This window comes from Streptomyces sp. TSRI0281, assembly GCF_001905125.1.
Lineage (GTDB): Bacteria > Actinomycetota > Actinomycetes > Streptomycetales > Streptomycetaceae > Streptomyces.
In genome coordinates this window covers 52,221-66,116 of the sequence record NZ_LWLE01000018.1, presented here as the reverse complement: position 1 = coordinate 66,116, position 13,896 = coordinate 52,221, and the positions used below count along the sequence as shown (strand labels likewise).

Sequence of the window (13,896 nt, the reverse complement as noted above, 5' to 3'; positions counted from 1 at the left end):
GGAGAGCACCGTGCCAGCTCAGGTCGATCTGCTCCAAGCCGAGTGGATTCCGGCCCCCGCCGCCACCCCGCCGCCCGACTGGGCAATCCTGGGCCCTCCATCCACCCTCGCTGGGCAGCTTTCCGCGGCATACCCACAGGTCCCGCTGCTCGCGCTCGGGCCCGCACTGTCCGAGGCACCCACGGCCCGCCGCACCACCAGGTGGCCACCGGTCATACTCGTCGTCCCGCACTCCGCAACGCCCAGGGACGATGCGTCCCAGACCGCGGCCCGCACCGTTCCGGCCCTGGTTCAGGCAGCCCTCGCCGAGAAGGGCGCACCCCGGCTGGTCTTCCTCACCCAGGACGCCGTCACTGCCCGCAGCGCCGATGTCGTCACCGAACCGGGCCAGGGAGTGCTGCGCGAACTCGTGCTCGCCGCCCAGGCCGAGCATCCCGGCCGGTTCTCCCTGATCGACATCGACCGGGAAACCGCTTCTCTCCCCGCCGTCTCCGCCGCCCTCGGCACGCCCCTGCCACAGCAAGCCATCCGCTCGGGCACCATCCTCACCCTCCGCGCCGGCGCCGTCCGGCTACTCCCCGACGTCACCGGACCGCCCCTGCTGAGCCCGCCGGGCGGGCAGCCCTGGCGGCTCACCCTGGTCGGCAAGGGCACCCTTGACAACCTCGCCCTGGAACCGAGCCCCGATGTGGAACGGCTGCTCGTCGGTGACCAGGTCCGAATCGCCGTCCAGGCCGCAGGTGTCAACTTCCGTGATGTCCTCGACACTTTTGGCCTCTACCCGGGTGACCCCGGCCCGTTGGGTGCCGAAGGCGCCGGCATCGTCCTCGAAACCGGCCCGCAGGCCCGCCGCCTCGCTCCCGGCGACCGTGTCATGGGTCTACTGACCGGAGCGTTCGGCCCCATCGCCGTCAGCGAGGAACCTCTGCTCGTCACCGTTCCCCAAGGCTGGTCGGCCGAGCGCGCCGCCGCCGTACCCGTCGCTTTCGCCACCGCTTGGTACGCGCTGCACGACCTTGCCGCGCTGCGGGCCGGCGAACGCGTTCTCATCCATTGCGCCACCGGCGGCGTCGGCAGCGCCGCCGTCGAGATCGCCCACTACCTCGGCGCCGAGGTGTTTGCCACCGCCGGTCCTTCCAAACACCCGGTGCTCCGCGAGCGGGACATCGCCGATGACCACCTCGCCTCCTCTCGCAGCACCGACTTCGAGCAGCAGTTCCTGGCGACCACCTGTGGCCGGGGCCTCGACGTGGTACTCAACGCGCTGGCCCACGAGGCGACGGACGCCGCCCTGCGGCTTGTGCGGCCCGGCGGCCGGTTCATCGAGATGGGAAAGACCGACCTCCGCGACCCAGGCCAGGTCGCCGACGACCACCTCGGTGTCGACTACCAGGCGTTCGAACTCAAGGACGCCGGCCCGCGGCGCATCGGCGAGATCCTGAGCGAACTGCGCCGACTCCTCACTACGGGGGCGCTCCGCCCGCCCGCCGTCCACACCTTCGACGTACGCGACGCCGTCCATGCCTTCCATCACATGAGCCGGGCCCGCCACACGGGAAAGATCGTGCTGCGCATCCCGCCCCCGCCCGAGCACCGGGGGAGTGCCCTGCTCACCGGCCCGGTCTCCGACACCGCCCCGCTCGCCCTACACCTCGCCACCCGGTACGGCACTGATGACATCTGGCTCGTCGGCCCGAACCACAGTGGCGGAAGTACGGCCGAGCAGCTCCGCACCCGCCTCGATGCCCTGCACACCCGCCTGCACATGATCGACGCCGACGCCAACGACTCCGAGGCGCTGCGCCGCGCGGTGGGCGGCATCCCCGCGTCCTCCCCACTGACCACCGTCGTCCACACCGCCGCCGGGGCTGCCCTCACCGCCGCCGCCACTCTTGACCGCCTGACCCGGGACCTTCCGCTGGGGGCCTTCCTGATCCTCGCCCCAACGTCTCCAGACATCCCACGCCGGTCCCCGCACGACCTCCTCGGTCACCACGCCCGCCTCGAGGAAGTCGTCGCGCACCGCCGTGCGTCGGGCCGCGCCGCCACCCTCCTGGTGCTTCCCCCGGACAGCCCGCCGGCCCCCGATCTGCTGCCCGCCCTCTACGACGCCGCTCAGCGCGCCGACCGCCCCATGCTGTTGCTCACCGACCGCGCAGCCCACGACCCACGCGCGCATCACGGAGTCCGCTAATGCCCGCACACCCGCAGGAACGCGCCACCACTGAGACGGACCAACTCCGCACCTACCTCAAGCGGGCCGTACGCGAGATCGAAGTACTCCGCGAACGCGTTCGCCGAGCCCCGGCGAACCAGGACAACCAGGTCGCGGTCATCGGCCTCGCCTGCCGCCTGCCCGGCGGCGTCACCTCCCCGGCGGACCTGTGGCGCCTCGTCAGCGACGGCACCGACGCCATCAGCGCTTTTCCCACCGACCGGGGTTGGGACCTCGACGCCCTCTTCTCCGACCGCCCGGACGGTCACGCCCACTCCGCCACCCGCCACGGTGGCTTCCTGGACCGCCCGCAAGACTTCGACGCGGGCTTCTTCGGTATTACCCCGCGCGAGGCGCTCGCCATGGACCCGCAGCAGCGCCTGCTGCTCGAAGTCGCCTGGGAGGCGTTCGAGCACGCCCGGATCGATCCCGCGAGCCTTCGTGGCAGCGACACAGGAGTCTTCGCCGGGGTGTCCTGGCAGGACTACGGCGGGGACGCCTGGGCCGACAGCAGGATCGAGGACCATGTCATCACCGGCAGCGCCCCCAGCGTCGTCTCCGGCCGGATCGCCTACACACTGGGTTTGGAAGGCCCCGCCCTCTCGATCGACACCGCCTGCTCCTCCTCCCTGGTCGCCCTGCACCTGGCCCGCCAGGCACTATGCCGGGGGGAGTGCGCCCTGGCCCTCGCCGGCGGCATCACCGTGATGTCCACTCCTAAACCCTTCACCGGGTTCTCCCGCCAGCGAGGCCTCGCTCCGGACGGCCGCTGCAAGGCCTTCGGCGCGGCGGCCGACGGCATGGGCATGGCCGAAGGCGCCGGCCTGGCTGTCCTGGAACGTCTCAGCGACGCCCAACGGCTCGGCCACCCGGTGCTGGCCGTGCTCCGCGGCTCCGCGATCAACCAGGACGGCGCCAGCAACGGACTGACCGCCCCCAGCGGATCGGCCCAGCAGCGAGTCATCCGCAAGGCCTTGGCGGACGCCGGCCTCAGCCCCGCCGACATCGACGTCCTGGAAGCACACGGCACCGGCACCCGGCTCGGCGACCCCATCGAGGCGCAGGCTGTCCTGGCCACCTACGGGCAGGACCGCCCGGCCGGCCGGCCCTTGCTGATGGGATCGCTGAAGTCCAACATCGGTCACACCCAGGCCGCCGCCGGAGTGGCCTCCGTCATCAAACTGCTCCAGGCCCTGGAGCACCGGACCGTTCCCCGAACCCTGCACGCCGACCCGCCCAGCCCGCACACCGACTGGTCCAGCGGCGCCGTCGAGCTGCTCACCGAACCCCGGCCCTGGCCCGCCACCGGACGGCCCCGGCGCGCGGCTGTCTCCTCTTTCGGCATCAGCGGCACCAACGCCCATCTCATCCTCGAAGAAGCTCCGCCCGCCACTGCCACCGAAGACACCGGCACCGAAGACACCGGCACCGAAGACACCGTCCCCTGGCTGATCTCGGCGCGCAGCGCCCCCGCGCTGCGCGCCCAGGGTGCCCGGCTCTCCGCGTACACGAGGGCCCACCCGGCGCTGGTCCCGGCTGACGTCGCCCGGTCCCTCGCCACCGAACGCGCCGCACTGCCCCACCGGGCGACCGTCGTTGCCGCCGACCGAAACGGGCTGATCGATGCCTTGCACGCCCTCGCCGACGGCCGCCCCCACCACAACCTGGTGTACGGCACCGTACGCCGCAGGCGGGGCCGGACCGCCTTCGTCTTCCCGGGCCAGGGCATCGAATGGCCCGCCGCCGCACGTCGGCTGCTCCACCACTCGGCCGTTTTCCGGGAGCACTTCGATGCCTGCGACCGAGCACTGCGCCGCTTCACCGGCCGACCGCTGGCCGTCCTGCTGGATCCGGACGCTCCAGTCACGGAGCAGACGCGGGCCGAACTACTCCCACCGCTGCTGTTCGCCGGTATGGTCGCCCTGGCCGCGCTCTGGCGAACCCACGGCATCGAACCCGACGTTGTCGTCGGCCACTCACAGGGTGAGATCGCCGCAGCCTGCGTCGCCGGCGCCCTCACCCTGGAGGATGCCGCCCAGGTCGTCTCCCTACGTGGCCGCGTCCTCGCCTGCCTCGTCGGCACGGGTGGCATGGTCTCCCTCCCTCTGTCCGTCGACCGGACCGAGGCCCTGATCGCACAGCTCGGTCGGCCGCTGACCATCGGCGTCGTCAACAGCCCCGACGCCGCCGTCATCTCCGGCGCCGAGGACGACCTGCGGGAACTGCTCCGGCGCTGCCGGGAGGAGGGCATCAACGCCCAGCGGCTACCGGTGGGCGTCGCCGCCCACTCCTCACAGATCCGTACCGTCCGGACAGAACTGCTCCGTGCCCTCGCCGACGTCCGGCCCCGCAAGGGCGCTGTCCCGCTCTGCTCGACAGTCACCGCCCAACTCGTCGACCACCGGTCGCTCGACGCGGACTACTGGTACCGCAATCTGCGAGAGCCCGTCAGGTTCGAGGAAACCACCCGCTTCCTGCTCGACCAGGGCTACCGCCGCTTCGTCGAGGTCAGCCCGCAGCCGGTACTGCTGCCCGCCGTCATCCAGACCGACGAGGCGCACCGCGCCGACGCTCGCGCGAACGGGCGACGCGAGCCCGAACGGCTTGTCACCACCGCCACGCTGCACCACGGCCCGGACGAACCAGCTGACTTCCTGCGGTCGTTGGGTGCCCTCTGGACAGCCGGAGTCCCCGTCGACTGGACCCCTGCCCTGCCCCAGGGATCACGCCTCCCGGCGGATCTGCCCACCTACCCGTTCCAACGGCAGCCGTACTGGCTGCCGGCCGCCACACCCGCCAAAGACCGATGACCAAGGCCGAGCCCACGGAGGCAGCATCATGCCGCAGGAGCCCACCCCGACATCCAGCCACGAACAGATCGACCTCATGGCAACCCTGGTGAAGACCCACGCCGCCGCCATCGCCGCTCTCCCTGCCACCGAGATCGAGAACGACCAGCTCTTTCAGGAGATCGGATTTGACTCCCAGATGCTGGTCGGACTCGTCAACGGCCTCGAAGAGACCACCGGCCTTGCCATCGAGCTGAGCGTCATCAGCGAACACCCCACCCCGTACGACCTTGCCATCTACCTGCACGGAGAGCTGACGCAACGCGCCAAGGGCACAACGCACGCTCCTGAGCCAACACCGCACGACAGCACGAGCGGTACCATCGGTGATCTGTTCCGGCAATCCGTCGAAGACGGCCGGGCCGTGGATGCGCTCGGATTCCTTGCCGCCACCGCCCAGCTTCGCCCCCGCTACAGCGGCTCCGCCGATGCCCCCAACCCACCTGCCCCACTGCGGCTCTCCCGCGGCCCCGGCGACAAGGTACTCATCTGCCTGGAGTCGCTCGGACCGTTCCTCGGAAACTTCACCTACGCACGCTTCTCCCGGATGTTCCTCGGCACCCACGACGTCTACGTTCTCCGCTACCCCGGCTACGACGCCCCTGACGCGCTGCCGGACTCGCCCGCCGCTCTCGGCAGAGTTCTGGCCCCGGTCGTCGAAGGCTGCGCAGACGGCGCCCCCTTCGTCCTGGTGGGTTACTGCTCGGGCGGCTGGGCGGCCCGGCTGGTGGCTGCCCAACTGGAGTCCGAGGGCATCCGGCCGCACTCGATCGTCCTGATCGACACTCCGGTCCCCGACGACCTGCCCGACGAGGTCTTCAACGGCGGGACAGCCTCACTGCTCGCCTCCTGGCCCGACATCGTCTCCCTGAAGTACCCCGCTCTCACCGCCTTCGGCTGGCACTACAAGATGTTGCGCGGCCGACCGCTGCCCCCCACCACCACCACACCCACCTTGTCGATCCGGGCGACCGAACCCTTCCCCCACACCGACGACGTCCACCTGAACAGCCTCTGGCCCGACAGCCTCAAGTGCGTGGATGTCAAGGCGGACCACTACTCGATCGTGGTCGAGCATGCCGAGGAGGTGGCACGCATCACCGCGCGATGGATTTCCTCCGGTGAGGAAATCCCCCGGACAGGCACAGCTCTCTGACGGCACGACACCTTGTTGCACATCAAGAACACCGGCAAACGCGCAGAGAGGAAGCTCGCGATGACGAGTACCACAATCTTTGAGGAGCTGATCGACGCGATCGGCGCCAGAGACCTCGACCGGACGATGGACTGCTTCACAGCGGACGTCCACTATGAGGAACCAGCCTTCGGCTGGGACCTGCATGGCCTCGAAGAGGTCCGCGAGATGTACGGCCCCTGGTTCACCAACGCCAACCTGGACACAACCCTCGACGACGCGTTCACCGCAGGAGACCGTGGGGCGTTTCAGTTCACCATGCGAGGCACCATCCTCAAGGAACTGCCCGGTGTCTGGTCCACCGACGCAGTGGGCCGCATCTTCACCATCCGTCTGGCCGGGGTCGCCCGGTTGAGCCCGGACGGCCGTATGGCAGAACTGATCCTGTACTGGGACTTTGTCACCCTGCTCTCGCACATCGGCGAGTTCCACCACGAAGGGCTAGCTTGATCTTTAACCCCGGGGTCCGAACGGTTCGTCGTACTTGATCACTCGGACTGGTAACTGCCGTACATGCAGGCGGACTTCGGCTGAGCATGTGATCCGACCAAGGAACACACAACGCTCAGTACGAAGGCCGTGGGGATGAGTCTGCTGCATCACGCTGCCGGGCAGGATCCGTTTGCGGGACTGTCACGCTTCCGGGGTGAATTCTATTCCTGTCCGACCCGGCGTGCGGACGCGTTGTTCGCACTCGTGGACGCGGTGTTGTGCGCGGATGGGCCGGTCCGGTCGCTGGTGGAGCTGTCGCGGGTGGGTGAACACCGTCGTGGGCACGGCGGGCTCCGCGGCGCCCTGTCCGGGTGCCGGGTCGATGTGGCCCGGCTGCGGTGGGCCCTGGCGACGGTGCTGCCGCGGGCGGCGAACCGTCGGCTGGTGCCGGCCGCCGACCTGATCTGCCGGCTGCGGCCCAGCGCGCACACCGCACCGTGATGGGCTGCCAACCGGGCCGCGTCCGCGCGCAGAGCCGACTCGCTCCCCGCCACGCCCGTGCTGCGCTCCAGGCCTCCGCAAGGCGAGGAGCGGCCTGCGCAGAGGAGGGCGCTCAAGTTCACAGGGCAGATCAGAGCGCCCCCGACGAGATACGTGACGGCGGTCGGCGATGGCTGTCCCGCTACAACACCCGACGCCCGCATTCCTGGCTCGGCCCGCGATCCCCGATCGCTTACGAGGGCACCTTCCACCCAACAGCAACTTACCCTGACCCGAGCCGCAGAGACGTGTTCAAGATCCGGGGTCAAGGGCCCCTCCCCGCATGGACCGGCGCCCGCCCCACCTGCCACCGCATCAGCGAGTGCCCCATCGGAGAGAGATTTCCTGGGCGGCGGCGCGCACCAGGGGGGCCACCCTTTCGACCTCGCTGGGAGGCATGCGCTCCTCGGGCGCAGACACACTGATCGCGCTCGTCGCTGTACCTTCCGGGTCGAAGATCGGGGCGGCGACGCAGCGCACGCCCACCTCGTTCTCAATGTCGTCGACGGCCCAGCCCCGGGCGCGGCTGGCCGCGAGTTCCGAGCGGAGGGCGTCGCCGGAGGTGATGGTGTTGGCCGTTCTGGCCGGCATTCCTGCCGCGATCACGGAGTCGACCACGTCCTCGTCGGCATGGGCGAGCATGGCTTTGCCGACGCTTGTGCAGTACGCAGGCTGCGTACTGCCGATGCGCGACGCCATGCGCACGGGGAGCGGGCTGTCCACCTTGTCGATGTAGACAACGCGCGGGAAGTCCGCCTTCACCAGGTGTACGGTCTCGCTCGTCCTGGCCGACAGGCGCTCCAGCACGTCACGCATGTCCCGGTGAGGGTCGGTGCCGGCCAGATATGCCTGGCCCAGTTGGGCGTTGCGCCAGCCGAGCCGGTATGTCCCGGTCGGCAGCAGCTGGACGAAATGCGCGTCAACGAGGGGCTGAAGCAGTCGTAGCACGGTGGGCTTGCTGAGGCTCACGTGCTCGGCGAGTTCACCGAGCGTGTAGCCGCGCTGGGCACGGTCATCGGCAAGGCTGAGCAGGATGCCCAACGCCCTACGGAGCGAGGCGGAGTTGTTGCGCGCGCCCGGGGTGGGTGCGAGTGGGTCGGTCACGACGGATCTCCTGATGAGTCACACCACCGATGGTGGTGCACGGTCTCGCTGGCCAAGAGTGGTCTATCCGTCTCCGTATCCGGAGGGAAAGCGCGACATGGGGGGCCAAGACTGCCCATATCTCGCCCATGCGGAGCTTCTGGCTCATCTCACGACTTGGCAACCCCCTTGTGTTACGTGCACGTTTCACTATAGTCATGCGCTAAATGCAATGCAGAACTTGATTTTGCATTGCAAAATTCGGCTTGAGTCGTGTTCCCCGAACCTGCACGGCGAAGTGAGGAACGAATGCCCTCAGTATTCCGACGCGGCCGCGCGGCGACTGTTCTCTGCCTCTCGGCCCTTCTCGCTCTCTCAGCCTGTTCCGCTCCCGTTGCCAAGAGCGCGCGTCCTGACGGGCTGGTGGTGGCCGAAACCACCGCGCCCAGCACCCTGGACCCCCAGGGCTCCAGTATGTTCGCCGACCGGTTCGCCTGGCAGCATTCCTACGAGTGCCTGTACACCACGGCATCCGACGGCCGGGTCGAGCCCGCGCTCGCCACGAAATACCGCAAGTCCGAGGACGGCCGGGCGTACACGTTCACTTTGCGCAGGGGCGTGCGCTTCCACAATGGAGACCGGCTCACCGCCGATGACGTCGTCTCCTCGTTCACTCGGCTGCAGAAGAGCCCGGACGGCATCGACAAGGAGGTCTTCCCGATGCTGAAGGGCGTCGAGAAGATAGACGACGGGACAGTCAGGTTCACCCTGAGCAGTCCGGACGCCGGCTTCCTCAACAGCATGGCCAACCCGCTGGTGTGGGGCTGCGCCATCATGAACCAGCACGCCGTCGACGCGACGAACCCGGCCGTCACCATGGTCGGCACCGGCCCATGGAAGCAGACGGACTACCGCGCCAACAGCAAGCTCCAGCTGGAACGCAACACCGACTACTGGGGTACGAAGGCATCGGCCCCCTCCCTGTCGGTGCTCTATATCCCCAACGTGGCAACCCAGGTGGCGAACCTTCAGATCGGCAAGATCGACCTGATGTTCCCCGACGCGGCAAGCGCCGACGCGGTGAAGGGGCACGAGGGACTGACACTCCACAAGGCAGAGACCGATTCCACGATCTTCCTGCAGATCAACAACCTGCGCAAACCGCTCGACAACACACTGGTGCGCCGGGCGATAGCACTGGCGATCGACCGCAGGGAACTCGCGGACGGCGCGTACCACGGCAGCGCGCGGCCCAGCGGATACATCCCCTCGGGCCCCTGGGCTCCGAAGGCGGACGAGCTGCCCCAGCACCAGCTCGACGTCGAACGGGCCAAGGAACTGCTGCGCAAGGCCGGTTACCCGCGCGGGTTTTCCACCACGCTGATGTACATCAGCGGTTACGACCCCGGCACGGACAACATGATGACGCTGATGCAGGACCAGCTCGCCCGCGTCGGCATCAAGGCCAAGCTGCTGCCCAAGGAGCCCGCCGCGTGGAGCGCACAGCTGACGGGCCCGGACTACGACCTGTCCTGGAACGCCCAGTCGTACTACCCCAACCCACTCCAGTACGTCCTCCCGGCCGAGGGACGCCAAGGCGAGACTCCGAAGACGCTGCGCAAGCTGATAACGGACGCTCGCGGCGCCGACACCCAGGCGGCCTACCACAACAAGCTGGTCGAGATCTCCCGCTACGAAGCGGAACAGGTCTACCCGACCCTCACCCTGCTCGCCAGCAACATGTATGTCGCCCATCGCGACGGACTCGACCACGTGGTGGTCCCGCCGAGCCAGAGCCGCGCCTTCTTGGCCGGAGTGACCAAGGAAGTGAAGCGATGAGTGCCGTGCGAAGCGCCGTCGACGCGGCGGGCCCTGCGGCCCTGTCCGTTCGAGATCTGACTGTCACATACCGGCGCGACGGACTGGACCACGTCGCCGTCGACGGGGTGAGCTTCGAACTGCCGCCCGGGGAACGGCTGGGCCTGGTGGGAGAGTCCGGCTCGGGCAAGTCCACCATGGCCTCCGCCGTACTGCGCACACTGCCCGCCAACGCCCGCGTCAGCTCTGGGTCCATCACCATGGGTGGGAGCGACCTGCAGCAGCTGAACGAGACTGAGCTGCGCAGCCTCCGGTCCACCCGAATCGCGCGTGTGCCGCAGGATCCGCTGGCCAGCCTCAACCCGGTGTTCACCATCGGCAGACAGCTGACCGACGTCGTCCGGGCTCATCGCAGGGTGTCGAGGGCCGAAGCGATCGACATCGCGGAGGAGGTGCTCCGTCAGGTCGGTCTGCCCGATGTCGCAGTGAAGCGGCGGAGCTACCCGCACGAGCTGTCGGGCGGAATGCGCCAGCGGGTGATCATCGCCATGGCCCTGATCAACCAGCCCCAGTTGCTGATCGCTGACGAACCGACCACCGCGCTCGACGCCACCGTGCAGGCGCAGATCGTGGAGTTGCTCCACGAACGAGTCACGGCCGCCGACATGTCGTTGCTGCTCATCACCCATGACATCGGCGTCGTCAGCGAACTCTGTACCCGGGTCGTGGTGATGTACCGCGGCCGGATCGTCGAACAGGGTCCGGCCGGTGAGGTCCTCAGTAATCCCGCCCACACGTACACCGCTTCCCTGCTCGACGCCGCCCGCGGCAAATCGAGCGAGTACAACGCCCGCACCCAGGAGGCCTCATGACCACCGCGACACCGTCCGCGGCATCCCGCAGCGTTCTGCGGGTGGACGAGGCACTCAGGCACTTCGCCATGCGTCGGACGAGTCTGCGCGGCCCGCGCCCGCACGTCCACGCCGTGGACGGAGTGAGCCTGACCCTCGATGCCGGCAGGACCCTCGGAGTGGTGGGGGAGTCGGGCTGCGGCAAGTCGACTCTCGGCCGGCTCATCGTGGGACTCGAGCGGCCCGACGCGGGGGCAGTGCACGTCGGCTCACGGTCCGCGGCAGCCGGCACCCCCGGTGCCCGCGGTGTCGTCCAGGCTGTGTTCCAGGACCCGGCAAGTGCCCTGGACCCCCGCATGACCATCCGCCAGAGCATCGCCGAAGCACTGCCCGGCCAGGACCGGGCCACCTGCGACCGGCGCGTGCTGGAGGCTCTCGAAGAGGTCGGCCTCGGCAAGGAGTACGCCGACCGCCACCCTCACGAACTGTCCGGCGGACAGCAGCAACGGGTCTGCATCGCCCGCGCCGTGGTGAACGACCCCGAGCTGATCCTGCTGGACGAAGCGGTCACATCCCTGGACGCGTCGTTGCAGGCGCAGGTGCTGGGGCTGCTGCGACGGCTGCAGGAACGCACCGGCGTGGCCTACGTGTTCATCTCGCACGACCTGCGGGCGGTCCGCGGGTTCAGTGACCAGGTCGCCGTGATGTATCTGGGTCAGCTCGTCGAACTCGCCCCGGCCGGCCGTTTCGACGCGGGCCTGCTGCATCCGTACGCGGTGGCGCTGCGCTCCACCGAGGCGAAGCTGCCCGGCGACACGGGCGAGCGCGGCCGGAGAATCGTTCTGCAGGGCGAACCGCCCAGCGTGATCGACCCGCCGAAGGGCTGCCGCTTCGCCGCACGCTGCCCGGTGGCCGAAGACCGCTGCCGAGAAGCGCTGCCCGCCCTCGTGGAGGAATCCCCGGGGCACTTCGTGCGCTGCGTCAAACCCGGTGCGCTCACCGTGAACGGACCGACTGTGAAGGAGGCAACCCGGTGATCCTCTACACGATACGGAAGTTGACCGGTGCGGCTGCCGTCCTCCTGGTCCTCTCCGGGCTGGTGTTCATGGCCGGCCGCGCGCTCACCCCGGGAGACCCGGCCCAGCTGATCGCGGGCCCGCGGGCGAGCGCGGAAACCGTCGAGAACATCAGACATGCCCTGGGCATGGACCAGCCGCTGTTCACCCAGTATCTGGACTGGCTGGGCAGCGCCGTGCAGGGCGACCTCGGCACCTCCCCGTTCTCCGGGCAGGCCAACCGCGATGTGATCGCCGAGCAGGCCCCCGTCTCCTTCGAACTGGCTCTGATGGGCCTGCTCATAGCCGTCGCCATCGGCATACCGGCCGGCGTGTACGTCGCCACGCGTGCCAAGAGCGTCCGTGTCTGGTTCGTTCGGCTGCCGTTGTTGGCCGCGTTCGCCTTCCCGGCGTTCGTCTCCGGCTCGTTCGCGCTGTACATCGCCACGCACTACCTGACGGACCTGTACTCGCCCAACTACATTCCGATCAGCGACGGTTTGACAGCCAATGTGCAGACGATGCTGCTGCCGGCCCTGGCCGTGGGCATCCCGACGGCCCCGTTGATCATGCAGATGACCCGGTCCTCCATGCTGGAGGTGCTCTCCGCCGCGCACATCTCCACCGCGCGCACGAACGGTATCGCTGAATGGCGCATTACGTACATGTACGCACTGCGTGCCGCGCTGCCGCCCGTACTCACGCTGATTGGCATGATCTTCGGGCTGCTGGTCGGCGGCCTGTTCATCGTCGAGCAGATCTTCAGCCTGCCGGGTCTCGGCCGCGGCATCCTCGACTCCCTCGAACTGCGTGACTTCAGCCAGGCGACCGGTCAGGCCCTGGTGCTGGCTGCTGCGTTCATCCTGGGAAACCTGGTCGTGGACCTGATGCTTCCGCTTGTCGACCGCCGTATCGCGCGTACCTAGGAGGCCACCATGACCACACCTTCGGCAGCACAGCCGACATCCCCGGCCCCCGTCGAACCCGGCCCGGCGGCCGAATCGACCACGTCCGGACGCCGTCGCCGCAGATGGCCCGTGCACGGCGTCTTCGCCAACGCCGCCGTGGCCGTCCTCCTTCTCTACGTCCTCGCCGCTGTCTTCGGACCGATACTCTCCCCGTACGCCCCGAATCAACTCAACGTCGGCCCGCAGCTGCAGGGGCCGTCGGCTGACCACCTTTTCGGCACCGACACCCTGGGGCGTGACCAGTTCTCCCGAGTGATCGCCGCCGCGCGCCCAGCGATGGGGGCGGCCCTCATCGCGGTCGCACTGGCGATCGTGGCGGGCACCGCGCTCGGGACCGCGGCGGGGTTCCTGCGCGGCATCACGGACGGGGTGATCTCCCGCTTCACCGATCTGCTGTTCGCCATCCCGGAATACCTGCTGGCGATCCTGGTACTGGCGATCATGGGAAGCGGCATGATGAACGCCGCGCTCGCGATCGGCCTGGTCATCATCCCGCGATTCGCCCGGATCGCGAGAGGAGCGACCATCGAGGTGGCGGGACGCAGCTACATCGACGCCGCCCGACTCTGCGGCCGCGGACGCTGGTGGATCATCCGGCGGCATGTCCTGCCCAACATCAGCTCCCCACTGATCGTCATGACCGCCATCAACCTCTCCACGGCCGAAGGGGCCTACGCCGCGCTCAGCTTCCTGGGCTTCGGCGTCACACCGCCCGACGCCGACTTCGGCAGCATGATCTCCACCGCCCAGCAGTACATGCTCACAGAACCCTGGCTGGCGGTGTTCCCCGCGCTCGCGTTCGTCGCCCTCGTGCTGGCTTTCAACCTGTTCGGCGACGCTCTGCGTGACCGGATGGACCCGCGCTCGGTCACCGGCGCCTGATACGGCCT

The 13,896-nt window shown here is 68.9% G+C and carries 9 protein-coding genes and 2 pseudogenes; 10 read left to right on the top strand and 1 reads right to left on the bottom strand.

Features of this window, described 5'->3' with window-relative positions:
* The first annotated feature begins 10 nt into the window (after window positions 1–10).
* The 5 genes and pseudogenes from A6A29_RS23755 to A6A29_RS44230 all read left to right on the top strand — a co-directional run.
* A complete protein-coding gene (locus A6A29_RS23755) occupies window positions 11–2,194 on the top strand; it encodes a zinc-binding dehydrogenase (protein ID WP_073722637.1) in 2,184 nt (727 codons plus the stop codon).
* Window positions 2,195–2,301: 107 nt separating this feature from the next.
* Window positions 2,302–5,025 (top strand): annotated as a pseudogene (locus tag A6A29_RS23750) (type I polyketide synthase); the annotation flags it as partial.
* A gap of 28 nt (window positions 5,026–5,053) precedes the next feature.
* Window positions 5,054–6,220, top strand: a complete 1,167-nt coding sequence (locus tag A6A29_RS23745) for an alpha/beta fold hydrolase (RefSeq protein ID WP_073722635.1) — start codon at window positions 5,054–5,056, stop codon at window positions 6,218–6,220.
* A gap of 60 nt (window positions 6,221–6,280) precedes the next feature.
* Window positions 6,281–6,709 carry a nuclear transport factor 2 family protein gene (locus A6A29_RS23740; protein ID WP_073722634.1) on the top strand — a complete coding sequence of 143 codons (429 nt, stop codon included), beginning with the start codon at window positions 6,281–6,283 and terminating at the stop codon, window positions 6,707–6,709.
* A gap of 135 nt (window positions 6,710–6,844) precedes the next feature.
* Window positions 6,845–7,189 (top strand): annotated as a pseudogene (locus A6A29_RS44230) (transposase); the annotation flags it as partial.
* A 357-nt stretch (window positions 7,190–7,546) separates the two neighbouring features.
* Here A6A29_RS44230 and A6A29_RS23730 read toward each other — a convergent pair.
* On the bottom strand, window positions 7,547–8,335 hold the full coding sequence (locus tag A6A29_RS23730) for an IclR family transcriptional regulator (protein ID WP_073722633.1): 789 nt from the start codon (window positions 8,333–8,335) through the stop codon (window positions 7,547–7,549).
* Window positions 8,336–8,740: 405 nt separating this feature from the next.
* On the opposite strand from A6A29_RS23730, the gene A6A29_RS23725 reads away from it, so the two are divergent.
* Genes A6A29_RS23725 through A6A29_RS23700 form a run of 5 tightly spaced genes read left to right on the top strand, consistent with a single transcriptional unit; the run spans window position 8,741 to window position 13,888 of the window.
* Window positions 8,741–10,153 (top strand): ABC transporter substrate-binding protein, encoded by a 1,413-nt coding sequence (locus A6A29_RS23725; RefSeq protein WP_158074457.1) that lies wholly within the window; start codon window positions 8,741–8,743, stop codon window positions 10,151–10,153.
* Window positions 10,150–11,004: an ABC transporter ATP-binding protein gene (locus A6A29_RS43280; protein WP_079182979.1), complete on the top strand. Its 855-nt coding sequence runs from the start codon at window positions 10,150–10,152 to the stop codon at window positions 11,002–11,004. The genes A6A29_RS23725 and A6A29_RS43280 overlap by 4 nt, the downstream gene beginning before the upstream one ends.
* A complete protein-coding gene (locus A6A29_RS23710; protein WP_073722629.1) occupies window positions 11,001–12,020 on the top strand; it encodes an oligopeptide/dipeptide ABC transporter ATP-binding protein in 1,020 nt (339 codons plus the stop codon). The genes A6A29_RS43280 and A6A29_RS23710 overlap by 4 nt, the downstream gene beginning before the upstream one ends.
* Window positions 12,017–12,964, top strand: a complete 948-nt coding sequence (locus tag A6A29_RS23705) for an ABC transporter permease (RefSeq protein ID WP_073722627.1) — start codon at window positions 12,017–12,019, stop codon at window positions 12,962–12,964. Before A6A29_RS23710 ends, A6A29_RS23705 begins: the two co-directional genes overlap by 4 nt.
* Before the next feature lie 9 nt (window positions 12,965–12,973).
* Window positions 12,974–13,888, top strand: a complete 915-nt coding sequence (locus tag A6A29_RS23700) for an ABC transporter permease (RefSeq protein ID WP_079182978.1) — start codon at window positions 12,974–12,976, stop codon at window positions 13,886–13,888.
* Window positions 13,889–13,896 lie beyond the last annotated feature (8 nt).